Source organism: Streptomyces sp. NPDC045021 (assembly GCF_056432645.1).
The window spans coordinates 734,182-751,483 of sequence record NZ_JBWKIQ010000002.1 but is presented as its reverse complement, the minus strand read 5'-3'; the positions used below and the strand labels follow the sequence as shown (position 1 = coordinate 751,483).

Below are 17,302 nucleotides of genomic sequence, written 5' to 3'. Positions count from 1 at the left end.
CGGATTCTTGGCGCGAACGGGTGACGGTGCCGCCGGGACGGCCGGATCCCGGGCCGGACGGGTGAACGCGGGGTGATCGGCGGGCGTGATTCAGGCGCCGGGACCCGCGGTGTCCTCTTCGTCGTCGCCGTCGGCGAGTACCGGCGAACCGTGGTGCACCCACAGCCGCCACCCCTCCGGTGTGCGCCGGAACACATTGGTGGCGACCACCAGGGCGCCCACCAGCGTCCCCGCCGAGCCGTCCTCCTCGGCCGGTCCCCCGGTCAGGATGTTCTCGGTGCAGGTCACCAGAGCCGTGTCACCGTCGACCGCGATCTCGACATCGGTCAGGAAGAACTGGATGTACTCGGTGTTCGCCATGATCAGCGCGTACGAGCGCATCACCTCGCCGCGCCCGCGCAGCACCGGCCACCCCGGGTGCACCACCGAGACCGTCTCGGCCAGCGGACCGGTGAGAACGATCTCCTCCAACGCGTCCAGGTCCGAGTTCTCCACCGCGTCGTAGAACGCCTGGTTCGCCTCCTCGACCTTCGCGGCCTCCGTCGTGCGAGGCGTCACGCGGCACCCGCCGTCCGTGCCGCGCCTTCGATGGCCCGCGAGACGCGCACCGCGTCCGCGCTCGCGTGCACCTCGTGCACCCGTACCGCCCACGCGCCCTCGCGGGCGGCGATCGCGGAGACCGCGGCGGTCGCCGCGTCTCGCTCCCTGGCCGGCGGCGGATCTCCGGCCGCCCCGGCCAGCACCCGCCCCAGGAAGCGCTTCCTGGACGCGGCCACCAGCAGCGGACGGCCCAGCGCGCGCAGCTGACCGAGGTGCGCCATCAGCGCGAGGTCGTGCTCGGCGTTCTTCGCGAAGCCCAGGCCCGGGTCGAGGATGATCCGGGCCGGGTCGATACCGCCGGCGACCGCGCGCTCGCAGCTCTCGCCCAGCTCGGCGACGACCTCGGCCACCACGTCGCCGTAGACCGCCCGGTTGTTCATGTCGATGCTCTGCCCGCGCCAGTGCATGACGACGAACGGCACCCCCGCGTCGGCGACCACCGGGACCATCGCGGGGTCGGCGCCGCCGCCGCTCACATCGTTGACCAGCCGCGCACCCGCCGCGACCGCCCGCTCGGCGACCGCCGCCCGCATCGTGTCCACGCTGACCAGGACGCCGGCCGCGGCCAGCTCCCGCACCACCGGGATCACCCGGCGCAGCTCCTCGGCCTCCGAGACCCGGGCCGCTCCCGGCCGCGTCGACTCCCCGCCGACGTCCACCATGTCCGCGCCGGACGCGACGAGGTCCAGGCCGTGCTTGACGGCCAGCTCCGGGTCGAACCACTGGCCGCCGTCGGAGAACGAGTCCGGCGTGACGTTCACCACGCCCATGACCGCGCAGCGGTCCCACTCAGGAAGACCGTCCACGAAGCCCCGCAGCGTATTCATGCGCCAAGCGTAGGCGCTGGCCGGTCGACTACTGGTCGCTGAGCCGGCCGCTCAGCCACTCCAGGGCGGGCGGGATCTCCCGGCCCCAGGTGTTGAAGTTGTGGCCGCCGCTCTCGAGGATGATCGACGACATGTGCGTCGGCGCCTTCGCGGCGCCGATCAGCTTCAGCGTCTCCCGGTAGTTCGGCTCGCCCTTCTTGCTGCTGGTGACCAGCAGGTTCACCGGCGGGTGCGGCAGGTTCTTCAGCCGCCACGACAGGTTGTTCTGCAGTTCGAGCTGCTTGTCGCCGCCGAACAGGTCGCCGGTCGTCCGGTCGTGCGGCGCCTTGTAGTCGGCGGACAGGCCGACAGCGGTCGAGTACGCCTCGGGGTGCCGCATCGTGAGCTTCAGGGCGCAGTAGCCACCGGTGGAGTCGCCCATGATTCCCCAGTTCCGGGCTTTGGTGCCGACCCGGAAGTGGCTGGACATGGCCGCGCGCAGGTCCTTGGTGAAGAAGGTCTCCGTCTGCGGGCCGCCGGGGATGTCCATGCACTCGGTGTCCCGCGGCGGGGCCACGGTCGGCCGCATCATGATCAGTATGGTCGGCTTGGCCTTGCCGTCCTTGACCTGCTGGTGCGCGATCGACGGGTACTTCATCTTCTTGAACAGCGCCTCGGCGGTGCCCGGGTACCCGGTGAGGATCACGGACGCCGGGAACCTGCGCTTGGCGTCCTGGAAGTACTCGGGCGGCAGGTAGACATAGGCCGGGGTGGTGATGTCGGACGCTCCGCCCTGGAACACCACCTTCTGGATCTGGCCGCCGACGCTCGGCACCGAACCGCCGGGCACGTTGACGTACTTGTGGCCGACGACCTGCAGCTGGTTGGCCGCACCCGAGTGGTCGACGACGACGCCCGGCTCGGACTCCTGTCCGAACAGGTCGGCCCAGGAGGCGTAGAAGCCGAACGAGTAGTTTGCGGCGAGACCGAGCGCCGCGATCATCGACAACTGGGTGAAGAGCATCATGCCGACCCGCCCCAACACCGCCGGGACGCTGCGCTTGGACAGCCGCGGCCAGAGCCATACGGTGACCACGAACAGCACTACTGCGGCTATGACCGCCAGCAGTAGGACCTTCTTACTGGTAAGACCCATGTCGAGTGACGTACTTTCCTGTCCGCGGCCCGGTTCCGGCTCCTTCTGACGGAACCTAAGGGCCTTTCTTCGCGTCCTAGAGGGCGCAAATTGTTCATATCGAGAGCTGTTTGCGGAACATATCCCGCAATGTTGGGGCTTGGTGACCCATGTCTGTACAGGTAGATGGAGAACTCGCCGTCCGGGTTCCCTGGGCAGGTGCCCGTGTCTACTGATCGCGCAAACGCCGGTACGCGGCGGCCGCGGTTCCTCCGCTCCTCCTCCGTCCCCGCGGTCGTCGGTACCGCCGGGGCCGTGGTGGGGCTGCTCGACGTCGTCTCCGGCGTGTTCCCCGGTTTCCGCAACGGCCGGATGCACCACATGGCGATGGTCTTTCCCGGCACCATGAGTTCGCTCGCGGCGGCCGGGTCGGTGGTCACCGGCATCCTGCTGCTGATGCTGGCTCACGGCCTCAAACGCGGGAAGGTGCGCGCCTGGTGGGCCGCGGTCCTGCTGCTGCCGACCGGTGCCGCGACCCAGCTGGTCTACCGGCACTCGGGCGTCGGCGCGTTCGTCTCTCTGGGGCTGCTCGCGCTGCTGATCGTCCACCGGGCGGAGTTCAACGCCCTGTCGGACCCGCGCACCCGCTGGCGCGCGGCGGCCAACTTCGTGCTGCTCAGCGTCGTCGCCCTCGGGCTGGGGCTGCTGATCGTCAGCGCCCACCCCCGCGTCGAGATGGGCGATCCCAGCCTGATCGAGCGGCTGCAGCACGTGCTGTACGGGCTTTTCGGTTTCGAGGGCCCGGTGAGCTATACGAGTGACCGGGCCTCGGACGTCGTGGCCTACTCGCTCGGCGGGCTCGGGTTCCTGATCGCCGGCACCACCGCGTATCTGATCCTGCGTCCGGCACGGCCGGTCGCCGAGCTCAGCAGCGCCGACGAGGACCAGCTGCGCGAGCTGCTGGCCAAGCACGGCGCCCGCGACTCGCTCGGCCACTTCGCACTGCGCCGCGACAAGAGCGTGGTGTTCTCACCGAGCGGCAAGGCCGCCGTCTGCTACCGGGTGGTGTCCGGGGTGATGCTCGCCAGCGGCGACCCCATCGGGGACGTGGAGGCCTGGCCGGGTGCCATCGAGCGCTATATGGAGCTGGCCCGCGCTCACGCCTGGATCCCGGCGGTCGTGGGCTGCAGCGAGACCGGCGGCGAGGTCTGGACCCGCGAGACGGGCCTGGACGCGCTGGAGCTGGGCGACGAGGCGATCGTGCGCACCAGCGCCTTCACCATGCAGGGCCGCGCGATGCGCAACGTCCGGCAGATGGTCAAGCGCATCGAACGCTCCGGCTACGTCTGCAAGGTGCGCCGGGTCCACGAGCTGTCGGACGCCGAGCGCGAGCAGGTCCGCCAGGCCGCCGACGCCTGGCGCGGCACCGACACCGAGCGCGGCTTCTCCATGGCGCTGGGCCGGTTCGGCGACGTCGAGGACGGCGACTGCGTGGTCGTCACCGCCCACAAGGAGCGCGAGGACGGTATCGAGTCGCCGCTGGGCGACCTGCGGGCCGTGCTGCACTTCGTGCCCTGGGGCAAGGACGGCATGTCCCTGGAGCTCATGCGGCGCGACCGCAGCGCCGACCCGGGCCTCAACGAACTGCTGATCGTCGAGGCGCTGCAGCACGCGCCGGAGTTGGGCGTCGAGAACGTCTCGCTGAACTTCGCGATGTTCCGCTCGGCGCTCGCCCGCGGTGAGCGGATCGGGGCGGGGCCGGTGCTGCGCGGCTGGCGGGGACTGCTGGTCTTCCTGTCGCGCTGGTTCCAGATCGAGTCGCTGTACAAGTTCAACGCGAAGTTCCAGCCGGAGTGGGTGCCGCGGTTCCTGGTGTTCCGCAACTCCCGGGACCTCCCGCGGATCGGCTTCGCCACCATGCAGGCGGAGGGCTTCGTCACCCTGTCGCTGCCGCTGCCGGACGCGCTCCAGCGGTTCCTGCCGGGCCGGGCCAAGCGGGCCGCGCACAGCGCGTCCTGCTACGCCAACGCCTCGGAGCCGGAGCGGGTCGTCAAGAGCGTCGCCTGACCGCGGTAACCATCCGCGACAACGAAACCGGCCGGGCCCTGACAGGGGCCCGGCCGGTTTCGTCGTGACACGTGGTGTGGCAAGCGCTGCGGCGGGTGGTGCGGCGGGCGGTCTCAGCGGGCGATGATCAGGCTCATCGCCTCGGAGCGGGTCGCGGAGTCGCGCAGCTGACCGCGCACCGCCGAGGTGATGGTCTTCGCGCCCTGCTTGCGCACCCCGCGCATCGTCATGCACATGTGCTCGCACTCGATGACGACGATCACGCCGCGCGGCTCCAGGATGCGCATCAGCGAGTCGGCGATCTGCGTGGTGAGCCGCTCCTGGACCTGCGGGCGGCGGGCGTAGACATCGACCAGCCGGGCGAGCTTCGACAGCCCGGTGATCTTGCCGCTGGCGGCCGGGATGTAGCCGACGTGCGCGACACCGACGAACGGCACCAGGTGGTGCTCGCAGCTGGACATCACCTCGATGTCCTTCACCAGCACCATCTCGTCGTGCCCGAGGTCGAACGTCGTGGTCAGGACGTCTTCCGGCTCCTGCCAGAGGCCGGCGAATATCTCCTTGTAGGCGCGGGCCACCCGGCTGGGTGTCTCCCGCAGGCCTTCCCGGTCCGGGTCCTCGCCGACCGCGATGAGGAGCTCTCGCACAGCGGCCTCGGCGCGCTTCTCGTCGAACTCGCCGATGGCCCCTTCACCATCCAGCGTCACCGGGTCGGTCATCTGTGCCTCGTTCCTCGTACGGACCTGCAGGACTTGCAGTTTTCTGCGAAAGCGGAAGGCCGCGCCCCCAAGGCTAAAACCTTGGGGGCGCGGCCTGCATTCCGGGATCACCTTCGCCGGGCGGCTGTCGCCGACCGGTTTCCGGTGGTCAGCTGTCGGTACCGCTGCCCGAGTCCTCGGGAAGCTCCACCGTCTCGGTGGCCTTCTCGATGGCCGGGGTGGCGGTGCTGCTGCCGTTGGCGGACTGGCTGCCGTTGGTGAGCGCCAGCTCCTTGGGCGAGAGCACCGGCGGGCGGGTCGACGGCGTACGCCGCGAGGACCCGGTCCAGGCCGGACGCGGCGGGCGCCTGACGATGGCCTTGAAGATCTCGGCGATCTCCTCCTTGTTCAGCGTCTCCCTCTCCAGGAGCGCCAGAACCAGGTTGTCGAGAACGTCGCGGTTCTCGACCAGGATCTCCCACGCCTCGTTGTGCGCGGTCTCGATGAGCTTCTTGACCTCTTCGTCGACCAGCCCGGCGACCTCTTCCGAGTAGTCGCGCTGGTGACCCATGTCACGGCCCAGGAACGGCTCCGCGTTGTCCGAGCCGAACTTGATCGCGCCGAGCCGCTCGGTCATCCCGTACTGGGTGACCATCGCGCGGGCCGTCGCGGTCGCCTTCTCGATGTCGTTCGAGGCGCCGGTGGTCGGGTCGTGGAAGACCAGTTCCTCCGCCGCCCGGCCGCCCATCATGTAGGCGAGCTGGTCGAGCATCTCGTTGCGCGTCGTCGAGTACTTGTCCTCGTCCGGCAGGACCATCGTGTAACCGAGGGCCCGGCCGCGGGAGAGGATCGTGATCTTGTGCACCGGGTCGCTGTTCGGAGAAGCCGCCGCGACCAGGGCGTGTCCGCCCTCGTGGTACGCGGTGATCTTCTTCTCCTTCTCGGACATGATCCGGGTCCGCTTCTGCGGTCCGGCCACGACCCGGTCGATCGCCTCGTCGAGGGTCTCGTTGTCGAGCAGCTTGCGGTCCCCGCGGGCCGTCAGGAGCGCGGCCTCGTTGAGCACGTTCGCCAGGTCCGCGCCGGTGAAACCGGGGGTGCGGCGAGCGACGGCCCGGAGGTCGACGTTCGGAGCGACCGGCTTGCCCTTGGCGTGGACGTTCAGGATCTCCAGCCGGCCCATGAGGTCGGGGCGGTCCACGGCGATCTGCCGGTCGAAGCGGCCCGGGCGCAGCAGCGCCGGGTCCAGGATGTCCGGCCGGTTGGTGGCGGCGATCAGGATGACGCCGCCCTTCACGTCGAAGCCGTCCATCTCGACGAGCAGCTGGTTGAGCGTCTGCTCGCGCTCGTCGTGCCCGCCGCCCATACCCGCACCGCGGTGCCGGCCGACGGCGTCGATCTCGTCGACGAAGACGATCGCCGGAGCGTTCGCCTTGGCCTGCTCGAAGAGGTCACGGACACGCGAGGCGCCGACACCCACGAACATCTCGACGAAGTCGGAGCCCGAGATCGAGTAGAACGGCACGCCCGCCTCACCCGCGACAGCGCGGGCCAGCAGGGTCTTACCGGTACCGGGCGGGCCGTAGAGCAGCACGCCCTTGGGGATCTTGGCGCCGACGGCCTGGAACTTCGCCGGCTCCTGCAGGAACTCCTTGATCTCGTGGAGCTCCTCGACCGCCTCGTCCGCCCCGGCCACATCCGCGAACGTGGTCTTGGGGGTGTCCTTGGTGATCAGCTTGGCCTTGGACTTCCCGAACTGCATGACGCGGGATCCGCCGCCCTGCATCTGGTTCATCAGGAAGAGGAAGACCACGACGATCAGGACGAACGGCAGCAGCGACAGCAGGATGCTGACGAACGCGTTCTGCTTGGACGGCGAGACGGTGAAACCGTCGGGCAGCGTGCCGCCCGCGGTCGCGTCGCCGTCGACCTTCTTCTGGAGGTAGGCGGCGAGGTCAGTGCCCTGGATGTCACTGACGTAGCTCGCCTTGAGCTTGGTGCCCAGGTCCTTGCCGCCGACCTTTGCGCCGTCGACAAGCTCGACCTTGATCATCTGCTCGTCGCCGGTGGTGATCTCCGCCGACTTGAGAATGTTGTCCTTGCTGTGGATCGCTTGCACGACCTGGCCGGTGTCCACCGTCTTGTAGCCGCCGGAGGAGCCGACGACCTGCATGAGGACGACCACGGCGATGACAGCCAGCACGATCCACATGACTGGCCCACGGAAATAGCGCTTGACGTCCATCCATGCGGGGCGCGGACGCCCCGTCCCTCCTGCCACAGTGAGGCAGCGCGGCTCGATGGCCGCGCGCACATCCGGTGTATGACCCGACCTTCGGACGGTACCTCAGCATTGTCCACCGAGGCGGCCGCCGACCGTTAACAATCCCGGCTTCCCCTGCTTCAACGGCGGGAAAGGGTGCGGGGTTCCCCGTTGTCGGCACGGGCTGCGCCGAACGGGGACATCCTCGGACGAACGGGGCGTCAGCCGCCGTATACGTGCGGGGCGAGTGTTCCGACAAATGGGAGATTGCGGTACTTCTCGTTGAAATCGAGTCCGTAGCCGACGACGAATTCATTGGGAATGTCGAAGCCGGTGTACTTCACATCGATCTCGACCTTGGCCGCCTCCGGCTTGCGCAGCAGCGTGCAGACCTCCAGGGAGGCCGGGCCGCGCGAGCCGAGGTTGCTGATCAGCCAGGACAGCGTCAGACCGGAGTCGATGATGTCCTCGACGATCAGCACATCGCGGCCGGCGATGTCGGTGTCGAGGTCCTTGAGGATGCGGACAACGCCCGAGGACTTCGTGCCGGCGCCGTAGGAGGACACCGCCATCCAGTCCATCGTCACGTTGGTGGACAGCGCGCGTGCCAGGTCCGCCATGACCATCACCGCGCCCTTGAGCACGCCGACGATCAGCAGGTCCTTCCCGGCGTAGTCCTTGTCGATCTTCGCGGCAAGCTCGATCAGCTTGGCGTCGATCTCTTCCTTGGTGATGAGCACCTTTTCGAGATCGGTGCCCATGTCGTTCTCGTTCACCTGTTTTGGTTCCTCAAGGTCTACGACGGTGAGAAGAACAGTCTGCCATTGCGCCGCCGGGCCTCGACGCCGCCCGGCAGGTTGAGACCTTTCTGCCCACGCCAGTCCGTGACCAGCCGGTCGACCTCCTCGATGTGGCGGGCGAAGAGGAATCCGGGCGGGGAACCGGCCGCGATGACCGCGCGGCGCAGGATCCGGCGGCGGACGGCGGCCGGAAGGACGTACAGCCGGTCCGCGTCCAGGGTGCCGTCACCGTCGGCAACATCACGTTCTGCGGTGGCCGCCCACTGGTCCAGGGCGTCGGCATCGTCTCGCGACAGCTGGGCGGTACGGGCCAGCGCCTCGATGACGCCCTTGCCGAGGGACTTCTCCAGCACCGGCAGCGCCTCGTGGCGGACCCGGGAGCGGGTGTACGCCGGGTCGTGGTTGTGCGGGTCCTCCCACACGTCGATGCCCTGGGCCAGGCATCCCTTGCGTACGGTGTCGCGGTCGAGCAGGAGGAACGGGCGGCGGTAGCGGCCGCCCGCGCCCGATACGGCGGCCATGCCGGACAGCGAGCGCGTGCCGGAGCCGCGTGCGAGCCCGAGCAGCACCGTTTCCGCCTGATCGTCCCGGGTGTGGCCGAGCAGGACCGCGGCGGCACCGCGGGCGTCGGCGGTGGCGTCGAGGGCGCCGTACCGGGCGTCACGGGCGGCGGCTTCCGGCCCGCCCTGGCGGCCGACGGTGACACCGACGGCATCCACGGGGTCGAGCCCGAGGCTGCGCAGGCGCGCGGCGACTTCGAGGGCCCGGCCGGTCGAGCCGGGCTGCAGCCCGTGGTCGACGGTGACGGCCCCGGCGCGCACGCCGAGCTTGGGGGCCTCGAACGCGAGGGCCGCGGCGAGCGCCATGGAGTCGGCGCCTCCGCTGCAGGCGGCGAGGACGAGCGGGTTGGGGGCGGGGGTGGCGATGAGGACGTCGTGAAGTACGCGGCGGACCGCCAGGCGTATCGCGGCGACCGTGGGGTGGGGACCCATATCCGGTTCCCTCCTATGGAGGCTGTGAGGGTGATCACGCAAAGTAGCTAGATGGTGACAGAAGCTGGGGCAGTACCCGAGCATCGCACGCCTTACCCTGCGCTTACGGTCCCTCGGACGGGTGAACCGGGAGGCGTTGGGTGGTCACGAATCGCTGCGGCGGTGCACCCTTGCGACCCAGTCCGCCGGTTTGGCGATCTCCAATTTCGTCGGGAGCGTGTTGGGCGACGTCCAGATCCGATTGAAGCCGTCCATGCCCACTTCGTCGACGACAGCGCGCACGAAGCGCTCGCCGTCCTTGTACTGGCGCAGCTTCGCGTCCAGCCCCAGCACCTTGCGCAGCACCTGGTCCAGCCGGCCCGCGCCGCTGGCCCGGCGCTGCTGGAACTTCTCCCGGATCTCCGCGACGGTCGCCACGACGTCGGGGCCGACGCCGTCCATCACGTAGTCCGCGTGGCCTTCGAGCAGCGACATGACGGCGGTCAGGCGCGCGAGGATCTCCCGCTGGGCGGGGGTCTGGACGAGATCGACGAGGCTGCGGCCCTCGTCCGCCTCGTCCTCCTCCTTGGCGCCGCCACCGGCGGCGAAGGACTGGGCGGCCTCCCGGATCCGTTCGATGACGGTGGAGGCGTCCATGTCGGTCTCGGCGAGGAACGACTGGATCTCGCCCTCGATGTGGTCGCGCAGCCACGGCACGGCGGTGAACTGCGTGCGGTGCGTCTCCTCGTGCAGGCACACCCACAGCCGGAAGTCGTGCGGGTCCACGTCGAGTTCCCGCTCCACGTGCACGATGTTCGGCGCGACGAGCAGCAGACGGCCCGCGCGGGGCTCTCCCGGGACGGGGACGACGGGGCCGGCCGGCAGCTCGCGGGTGGCGGGGGCGAAGGTCTCGTACTGGCCGAGCACCCGGGACGCCAGGAACGACAGCAGCATCCCGACCTCGACGCCGGTGACCTTGCCGCCGACCGTGCCGAGCGCCATACCGCCGAGGCCGCCGGGGCGGCGGTCCTGCATCTTGCCCAGCAGCGGCTTGAGGATCTCGCGGAAACCGGCGACGTTCGCCTTCACCCAGCCCGTGCGGTCCACGATCAGCACGGGTGTGCCGTTCGTCTGGGCCGCCGCGTCCCCGTACATGCGGGTGAACGCGCGCACGTGCTCCTCCGAGGAACGCGCGTGCTCGCGCAACTCGGCGACGATCGCCCGCGCCTCGTCCCCGCTGACTTCCGGCCCCGGTCGCACCAACCGCTGTGCGGTTGCCACTGCGAGGTTCCAGTCGACCATCTCGGCACCACCGACGCTCGTCATGCCTTCACGGTACGTTGCCGCTCCGGCTTTGGGGGTCGGATAACGGCCGGGGGTCCTGGGCCGGGACCGGTGCGGGGCCCGGGCCGCTCAGCAGCCGCACGCGGCGAGGGCGGATGCCAGCCGGTCGAGGGCGGATTGGGCGGCGGTCGCGGACGTGGCGCCCTGGGTGAGGAAGGCGAAGGTGAGCAGCCGGCCGTCGGCGACGACGGTGCCGGTGATGGCGTGGACGCCGGTGAGGGTGCCGGTCTTGGCGCGGATCAGGCCGGCGCCGGAGGCGGGGCCGCCGCGGAACCGGTCGGAGAGGGTGCCGGAGAAACCCGCGACGGGCAGTCCGGTGAGGATCGGCCGCAGTTGGGGACGGCCGGGCGCCGCGGCCAGTGCGAGGAGCCGCGCGAGCTGCTCCGCGGAGAGCGCGTCGGCGCGGTCGAGGCCGCTGCCGTCGGTGAACTTCGCCCCGGCGAGCGGCAGACCGAGCCGCCCCAGGGCCTCGGTGACGGCCTGCTGGGCACCGCCGAAACTCGCGGGCAGGTGCGCGGCGATCGCCGTCTGCCGGGCGAGCGCCTCCGCGATGTCGTTGTCGCTGTTCGTCAGCATCCGTTCGACGAGCGCGGACAGCGGCAGGGACTGGGTCGTGGCGAGCTTCGCGCCGGACGCGGCGGCGGGCGTCCCGGCGGGCGTGCCCGTCACTTTGATGCCTCGGGCTTTGAGCAGCTTCGCGAAGGAGACGGCGGCGTCGCCCGCCGGGTCCGTGGAGCGGTCGGCCGGGCCGTGGTCGCTCTTGTCGAGGCGCCCCTCGTCGACCATCAGGGACGTGACCGGCGCGATGTTCTCGTTGCGGCGGCCGATGGGATGCAGGACGGGGCCGGAGTAGAGCGAGGTGTCGTAGCCGAGCGAGGTGGCGGTGGTGCCGCGGGCCTTGAGCGCGCGGGCGGTGTCGTCGGCCAGGGTGCGCAGCGCGCCGGTGGTGAGGGTGGGGTCCCCGCCGCCCACGAGCACGGTGCTGTGCGCCCCCGTGGCCAGCACGGTCGTTGGTATCCGGTGGTCCGGGCCGAGTACGGAGAGCGCGGCGGCGGCCGTCGCGATCTTTATGGTCGAGGCCGGCACGGACAGGGTCGACGCACCGGAGCCGTACAGCAGCTTGCCGGTGGCCGCGTCGATGACGGCCCCGGTGCGCAGCGGGCCGAGGGCCGGGTCGCGCAGCAGCGGTGCGAGCCTGGCGGCGAGCGCCTGCTGGGTGGGGAGCGTCCCCGGGTCCGTGGCGGGCGCGGCGAGCACCTTGGCGGCGGGCGGGGCCGCGGCCTCGGTGGGCAGCGGTCGGTGGGACGCGGGGACGGTCCCGCTGTCCGGTTGGTGACCCCGGGAGGCGGCCGCCGACCTTTCCGCCGTACGCTGGCCCGACTCCCACGGTCCGGCCACGGCCACCGCCGCGAAGGAAACGGTCAGTCCGACTGCGGCCGACCCCGCCACTACCTGCCATGTTCTGGCGTCCGGCACCCCCGACCAGCCCCTTTCGCGACCACACACCTGCGTGGGAGACACTTAACCACCAGAAGTATGTGCTGATCATGGAGGAGTAGGGCCTTGGAGTTCGACGTCACGATCGAGATCCCGAAGGGTTCCCGGAACAAGTACGAGGTGGACCACGAGACCGGTCGTATCCGCTTGGACCGCCGGCTCTTCACCTCGACCAGTTACCCGGCCGACTACGGCTTCGTCGAGAACACCCTCGGTGAGGACGGCGACCCGCTGGACGCGCTGGTCATCCTCGATGAGCCGACGTTCCCCGGCTGCCTCATCAAGTGCCGCGCCGTCGGTATGTTCCGTATGACCGACGAGGCGGGCGGCGACGACAAGCTGCTGTGCGTGCCGGCGTCGGACCCGCGGGTGGAGCACCTGCGTGACATCCATCACGTGTCGGAGTTCGACCGCCTGGAGATCCAGCACTTCTTCGAGGTCTACAAGGACCTGGAGCCCGGCAAGTCCGTCGAGGGCGCCAACTGGGTCGGCCGCATCGAGGCCGAGGCGGAGATCGAGGCGTCGTACAAGCGCCTGAAGGACTCGGGTCAGACCTTCCACAGCCACTGACACCCAGAAGTACCGGACGCCGGGCGGGCCCTTCACGGGCCGGCCCGGCGTTCGTGCGTTCCACCGCTCAGAAGCCGCGGGTGCGCTTGGCCGCGCGGCGGCGGGCCGGGTCGGCGGAGCCGGGGGTCTTGAGGACCATGCGGGCGATCTCCCCGCCGAGGTTCACCCCGATCGCGACGGCCAGCGCGAGCGCCGCGGCCTTCGTCAGCGAGGCGAACCCCTCCGACGGGTGGTTCTGGGTGAAGGCGAGCAGGCCGAAGTACGTCGCGGAACCGGGCAGCAGCGGGCCGATCGCGGCCGTGACGTACGGCAGGACCGACGCGTACCGGTAGCGGGCCATCAGCTGGCCGAAGAGGCCGACCAGGCCGGCGGCGGCCGCGGTGGCGACGACCGGGTTGGCGCCGAGCTGCTGGTGGAGCACCCCGTAGACCGTCCAGGCGACGCCGCCGTTGAGCATCGCGAGCAGCAGCACTCCGCGCTCGCACTGCAGCAGCACCGCGAAGGCGAGGGTGAGGGACATCGCCGACAGCAGCTGCACCCAGGGGTGGTCGTAGGCGCGCAGCGCCTGTTCCGGGTTGAGGTCGGCGCCCAGCCGCACCCCCACGTAGAGCACGATCGTCACGCCGAAGACGATGCCGACGACGAGGTACATGACTTCCAGCAGGCGCGCGGACGCGGTGATGTAGAACCCGGTCAGGCCGTCCTGGACGCCGGCGACCAGGGCCCGCCCCGGCAGCAGCGTGAACAGTCCACCGGTGATCACCGCGGACGCCTGGAGATCGGTGGCGCCCGGCAGGTGGTCGGCGTAGAGGTTGACGACGATGCCCATCGCGGCGGCCGGCATCGCGGCGGCGGCGAACTGGTAGAACTCCGGCAGCCCGCGTCCGGCGCACAGCCAGGCGAGCCGGTCGCCGAGCATCGCGGCCAGCGCCGCCGCGAAGAAGATCAGCGGACCACCGCCGACGAGGATGCTCGCCGAGCCGGCCAGCAGCCCGGCGGCGCCGGTCAGCACCCAGCCGCTGTACGGGTGCCGGTTGCGGCGGATGGCGGCGAGCCGGCCGTAGGAGTCCTCCAGCGTCGCCTCGTGCGCGGTGATGTCGTCCACGAGCTGGAAGACGGCCGCCAGCCGGGTGTAGTCGGTGCCGCGGCGGCGCACGGTACGGCTCGCACTGACCGGCGGCTCGACGAGGGACGGCTGGTACGAGATGCCCAGCAGCGTGAACGTGACGGTGGGTTCCACGCGGGCCAGGCCGTAGGCGTGCGCGACGCCGAACATCGCCGCTTCGACGTCCTCGGCGCCCTCGCCGCCGGCGAGCAGCAGCTCGCCGATGCGCAGCGTGAGGTCGAGCACACGGGGCACCGGCGGGCCGGCCTCCGGCTTGTCCGCGGGCAGCTCGGGCACCGGGCGCTCGGTGACGGGCATCCTGACCAGCTCGCGCATGCGGTCCTGCCAGGGGACGACGCCCTTGGTGAGCCGTATGACGGGGATCCCGTCGGGGGGCGTGAACGCGTTCCCCGCTCCGGCGCTCCCGGCTCCGCCGGGACCGGCCCCGTAGGCGGCGGAGGAGGCGGGCGCGGTGAAGGCGGAGCCCTCCGCCTCGGGGCCGGCCGGCAGCTCCACCCCGGTCGGCGCGGCGAACTCCGAAGTCGTCGAACTGTCGGATTCCGGGGCAGGCGGCATCGGTACACCGACGGGTGGCGTGAACTCCGACCGCGACTCGTCGGAGTCCGGCTTCTCTTCGTCCGACACGTTGACCGATCACCTCCGGTGATCAGTGTGCAGGGCGCACGGCACCCACCGCGATTCCCGCCCCCCTCACCGCACCGGCGGCGGACGTCGGCCCTCCGCTACTTGGCCCGGTGGCGGCCGCCCCGCCCGGCGCTGCCGACGGGCGGCGGGAGCAGGTCGGCGGGGGGCCGGGGGCCCTCCTTCTTCGACTTCGCGCGGGCCCGGAGGAACTCGATGGCGATCGGGACGACCGAGACGAGCACGATCGCGACGAGGATCAGCTCGATGTTCTTGTGGACGAACTCGATCTGGCCGAGCCAGTAGCCGAGGAGCGTGACCCCGGCCCCCCAGAGCGTGCCGCCGATGATGTTGTAGGTGACGAAGGTCCGGTAGTTCATGCGGCTGACGCCGGCGATGATCGGCGTGAACGTGCGGACGATCGGCACGAAGCGGGCCAGCACGATCGACTTGGGACCGTGCTTCTCGAAGAAGGCGTGCGCCTTCTCGATGTTCTCCTGCTTGAAGAGCCGCGAGTCCGGCCGCCGGAACAGCGAGGGCCCGACCTTGCGGCCGAAGAGGAAGCCGACCTGGTCTCCGACGATCGCGGCGACGACGACGAGCAGCGTCACCAGCCACAGCGGGGTCTTGAGGGTGCCGCCGGCGACCAGGAGTCCGGTCGTGAAGAGGAGCGAGTCCCCGGGCAGGAAGAATCCGATCAGCAGGCCCGACTCTGCGAAGACGATCAACAGCACGCCCCACAGGCCGAACGAGTTGATCAGGTGGTCGGGATCGAGCCAGCTGGGGCCCAGGGCGAGGTTCGTCACCGTTTAAAAGTACCAACCGATTCGTTGCGTCCCCTGTACGTGACGGCCGGATCCGATCCGTGAGGAGTCGGTGACCGGTCCGTGAAAGATCGGCGACGGAGAGATCGCGCCAACCGTCTTGGCCGAAACGTTCCCCAACCCCGGGGCAGTGCATTACGTTCTCCGCAAAGCCACCCGTGCACCACTGGCAAGTCTCCCGTCGCAGCATCTGAACCTTCTGGCGGATCCTGTTATGACTCGCGCCATCTCCCTGCACGACCTTTCGAAGTTCTATCCGAAGCAGGCCGTTCCCGCGGTCGACCGGTTCTCCCTGGACATCGCCCCCGGCGAGTTCCTGGTGATGCTCGGTCCCTCCGGCTGCGGCAAGTCCACCGTGCTGCGCATGATCGCGGGGCTGGAGGACATCAGCTCCGGGGAGCTGCTGCTGGACGGCGAATACGCGAACGACCTCGCACCCGGCGACCGCCGGATGGCGATGGTGTTCCAGAACTTCGCGCTGTACCCGAGCATGACCAGCCGGCAGAACATCGGGTTTCCGCTGCGCTTCGAGATGCCGGGAGAGGACCAGAACCCGCGGGTCGAGGAGACCGCGCGGATCCTGGGCATCGAGGAGATCCTGGACCGCTACCCCGGGCAGCTGTCCGGTGGCGAGCGGCAGCGGGTCGCGATGGGCCGCGCCATCTCGCGGCACCCCTCGGTGTTCCTGATGGACGAGCCGCTGTCGAACCTGGACGCCAAGCTGCGCTCGCATCTACGCGCCGAGATCGCCCGGCTGACCCGCGGAATGGGCGTCACCACCGTGTATGTGACGCACGATCAGGCGGAGGCCATGTCGCTCGGCGACCGGGTCGCGGTGATGCGCAGTGGGGTGCTGCAGCAGGTCGGAACGCCGCGCGACACCTACCACCTGCCGGTGAACGTGTTCGTCGCCGCGTTCATCGGGACGCCGCGGATCAACCTGCTGCAGGCCACGGTGCTGGCGCCGCTGGGCGGCGGAATGTGGATCGACTTCGGACGGCAGCGCCTGGGACTGCCGGAGCCGCTGAGCCTGGACCACCAGATGCTCCGCATCCAGCAGGGCCGGGACATCATCGTCGGGCTGCGCTCCGAGGCGGTGCGGATCGCGGCGCCGAGCAGCGCGCACGCGGGCGAGGTGGTGCTCAGCGGCATCGTCGAGCATGTGGAGTACCAGGGGCACGAGTGCCTGGTGCATCTGAACACCGGCGCGAGGCCTGCGGTCGTGCCGGAGCTGGAGGCGCCCCGGCTGCCCGCGCAGCGCACCCGTTCGGCGGCGCGGCGGGCGGCCGCCGGTCCCGGTGGGCTGGGGAAGCTGGCGCGCAAGGCCGCCGGACGGTTCCCCGGACTGCTGCAGGAAGCGGAGAGCCCCGGCGCGGTGAAGGTGCTGGACCCGCCGCCGGCCGACCGCGCGGAGCAGCCGACCGGCGATCTGGTGGTCCGCACCGGGCCCGACATCCGGGTCCGGCCCGGGGACCGGGTGCCGCTGCTGGTGGACCTGGCGCACCTCTACATCTTCGACAACACCGGCCGCCGGATCTGCCCCGCGCCCGCGGAGCAGCCGCGACTGGAGTAGTCCGAGGTGCGGGGACTGCCCGCAGGGGTAACCGTTCCCTCATGGGTATCGATGATTTCGGCGGCGGCCAGTCAGACCAGTCCGACGTCCTGGTGGTGACCACGAACGAAGCTCCCGGCTACCGGGTCGAGAAGGTGATCGGCGAGGTGTTCGGACTGACCGTGCGCTCCCGGCACATCGGGAGCCAGATCGGCGCCGGGCTCAAGTCGATGATCGGCGGCGAGCTGAAGGGTCTGACGAAGACCCTGGTGCAGACCCGCAACCAGGCGATGGAGCGGCTCGTCGAGCAGGCCCAGGCCCGCGGGGCGAACGGCGTGCTCATGATGCGCTTCGACGTGACGGAGGCCGCTGACGTGGGCACGGAGGTGTGCGCGTACGGCACCGCGGTGGTGCTGGTCCGGGTGTAG

At 70.3% G+C, this 17,302-nt stretch carries 15 protein-coding genes; 4 read left to right on the top strand and 11 right to left on the bottom strand.

All coding sequences use genetic code 11. The features are described from left to right. Positions 1 to 90: 90 nt before the first annotated feature. From AC07DC_RS10575 to AC07DC_RS10565, 3 genes are read right to left on the bottom strand one after another with little or no spacing between them, the layout of a single operon-like run. A complete protein-coding gene (locus tag AC07DC_RS10575; RefSeq protein ID WP_478913795.1) occupies positions 91 to 558 on the bottom strand; it encodes a nuclear transport factor 2 family protein in 468 nt (155 codons plus the stop codon). Beyond that, a complete protein-coding gene (folP, locus tag AC07DC_RS10570) occupies positions 555 to 1,427 on the bottom strand; it encodes a dihydropteroate synthase (RefSeq protein WP_478913793.1) in 873 nt (290 codons plus the stop codon). Before folP ends, AC07DC_RS10575 begins: the two co-directional genes overlap by 4 nt. 28 nt (positions 1,428 to 1,455) lie before the next feature. After that, positions 1,456 to 2,562, bottom strand: coding sequence for an alpha/beta hydrolase (locus tag AC07DC_RS10565; protein WP_478913791.1), 1,107 nt, complete (start codon positions 2,560 to 2,562; stop codon positions 1,456 to 1,458). Positions 2,563 to 2,727: 165 nt separating this feature from the next. On the opposite strand from AC07DC_RS10565, the gene AC07DC_RS10560 reads away from it, so the two are divergent. Next, a complete protein-coding gene (locus tag AC07DC_RS10560; protein ID WP_478913789.1) occupies positions 2,728 to 4,608 on the top strand; it encodes a phosphatidylglycerol lysyltransferase domain-containing protein in 1,881 nt (626 codons plus the stop codon). Between the two features lie 113 nt (positions 4,609 to 4,721). Here the strand turns inward: AC07DC_RS10560 and folE are convergent, their stop codons facing one another. The 6 genes from folE to dacB form a co-directional block, all read right to left on the bottom strand. Next, positions 4,722 to 5,327, bottom strand: coding sequence for a GTP cyclohydrolase I FolE (gene folE / locus AC07DC_RS10555; protein ID WP_478913788.1), 606 nt, complete (start codon positions 5,325 to 5,327; stop codon positions 4,722 to 4,724). Positions 5,328 to 5,475: 148 nt separating this feature from the next. Beyond that, positions 5,476 to 7,551 carry an ATP-dependent zinc metalloprotease FtsH gene (gene ftsH, locus AC07DC_RS10550; protein WP_478913786.1) on the bottom strand — a complete coding sequence of 692 codons (2,076 nt, stop codon included), beginning with the start codon at positions 7,549 to 7,551 and terminating at the stop codon, positions 5,476 to 5,478. Positions 7,552 to 7,790: 239 nt separating this feature from the next. Continuing rightward, positions 7,791 to 8,330 (bottom strand): hypoxanthine phosphoribosyltransferase, encoded by a 540-nt coding sequence (hpt, locus tag AC07DC_RS10545; RefSeq protein WP_138355918.1) that lies wholly within the window; start codon positions 8,328 to 8,330, stop codon positions 7,791 to 7,793. A 35-nt stretch (positions 8,331 to 8,365) separates the two neighbouring features. After that, positions 8,366 to 9,361: a tRNA lysidine(34) synthetase TilS gene (gene tilS, locus AC07DC_RS10540; protein WP_478913784.1), complete on the bottom strand. Its 996-nt coding sequence runs from the start codon at positions 9,359 to 9,361 to the stop codon at positions 8,366 to 8,368. Positions 9,362 to 9,505: 144 nt separating this feature from the next. Further along, positions 9,506 to 10,666 carry a zinc-dependent metalloprotease gene (locus AC07DC_RS10535; protein WP_478913782.1) on the bottom strand — a complete coding sequence of 387 codons (1,161 nt, stop codon included), beginning with the start codon at positions 10,664 to 10,666 and terminating at the stop codon, positions 9,506 to 9,508. A gap of 87 nt (positions 10,667 to 10,753) precedes the next feature. Next, a complete protein-coding gene (gene dacB, locus AC07DC_RS10530) occupies positions 10,754 to 12,160 on the bottom strand; it encodes a D-alanyl-D-alanine carboxypeptidase/D-alanyl-D-alanine endopeptidase (RefSeq protein WP_478913780.1) in 1,407 nt (468 codons plus the stop codon). Positions 12,161 to 12,247: 87 nt separating this feature from the next. On the opposite strand from dacB, the gene AC07DC_RS10525 reads away from it, so the two are divergent. After that, the gene (locus tag AC07DC_RS10525) at positions 12,248 to 12,751 is read left to right on the top strand and encodes an inorganic diphosphatase (RefSeq protein ID WP_138355876.1); all 504 of its coding nucleotides are present in this window, start codon (positions 12,248 to 12,250) and stop codon (positions 12,749 to 12,751) included. Between the two features lie 67 nt (positions 12,752 to 12,818). Here AC07DC_RS10525 and AC07DC_RS10520 read toward each other — a convergent pair whose 3' ends face one another. Both AC07DC_RS10520 and AC07DC_RS10515 read right to left on the bottom strand, forming a co-directional pair. After that, positions 12,819 to 14,432: a threonine/serine exporter family protein gene (locus tag AC07DC_RS10520; RefSeq protein ID WP_478914108.1), complete on the bottom strand. Its 1,614-nt coding sequence runs from the start codon at positions 14,430 to 14,432 to the stop codon at positions 12,819 to 12,821. A gap of 167 nt (positions 14,433 to 14,599) precedes the next feature. Continuing rightward, positions 14,600 to 15,304 (bottom strand): DedA family protein, encoded by a 705-nt coding sequence (locus AC07DC_RS10515; protein ID WP_478913778.1) that lies wholly within the window; start codon positions 15,302 to 15,304, stop codon positions 14,600 to 14,602. Between the two features lie 232 nt (positions 15,305 to 15,536). On the opposite strand from AC07DC_RS10515, the gene AC07DC_RS10510 reads away from it, so the two are divergent. Together AC07DC_RS10510 and AC07DC_RS10505 are read left to right on the top strand one after the other, a co-directional pair. After that, positions 15,537 to 16,895, top strand: a complete 1,359-nt coding sequence (locus AC07DC_RS10510; RefSeq protein WP_478913777.1) for an ABC transporter ATP-binding protein — start codon at positions 15,537 to 15,539, stop codon at positions 16,893 to 16,895. 41 nt (positions 16,896 to 16,936) lie between these two features. Beyond that, entirely contained in the window at positions 16,937 to 17,302 is a 366-nt protein-coding gene (locus tag AC07DC_RS10505; RefSeq protein WP_478913776.1) for a YbjQ family protein, read from the top strand.

Bases quoted from the DNA above. Each gene is read 5' to 3' on its own strand.
- folP (WP_478913793.1), bottom strand. From the start codon at position 1,427: ATGAATACGCTGCGGGGCTTCGTGGACGGTCTTCCTGAGTGGGACCGC.
- AC07DC_RS10565 (WP_478913791.1), bottom strand. From the start codon at position 2,562: ATGGGTCTTACCAGTAAGAAGGTCCTACTGCTGGCGGTCATAGCCGCA.
- AC07DC_RS10560 (WP_478913789.1), top strand. From the start codon at position 2,728: ATGGAGAACTCGCCGTCCGGGTTCCCTGGGCAGGTGCCCGTGTCTACT.
- folE (WP_478913788.1), bottom strand. From the start codon at position 5,327: ATGACCGACCCGGTGACGCTGGATGGTGAAGGGGCCATCGGCGAGTTC.
- ftsH (WP_478913786.1), bottom strand. From the start codon at position 7,551: ATGGACGTCAAGCGCTATTTCCGTGGGCCAGTCATGTGGATCGTGCTG.
- hpt (WP_138355918.1), bottom strand. From the start codon at position 8,330: ATGGGCACCGATCTCGAAAAGGTGCTCATCACCAAGGAAGAGATCGAC.
- tilS (WP_478913784.1), bottom strand. From the start codon at position 9,361: ATGGGTCCCCACCCCACGGTCGCCGCGATACGCCTGGCGGTCCGCCGC.
- AC07DC_RS10535 (WP_478913782.1), bottom strand. From the start codon at position 10,666: ATGACGAGCGTCGGTGGTGCCGAGATGGTCGACTGGAACCTCGCAGTG.
- AC07DC_RS10520 (WP_478914108.1), bottom strand. From the start codon at position 14,432: ATGCCGCCTGCCCCGGAATCCGACAGTTCGACGACTTCGGAGTTCGCC.
- AC07DC_RS10510 (WP_478913777.1), top strand. From the start codon at position 15,537: ATGACTCGCGCCATCTCCCTGCACGACCTTTCGAAGTTCTATCCGAAG.
- AC07DC_RS10505 (WP_478913776.1), top strand. From the start codon at position 16,937: ATGGGTATCGATGATTTCGGCGGCGGCCAGTCAGACCAGTCCGACGTC.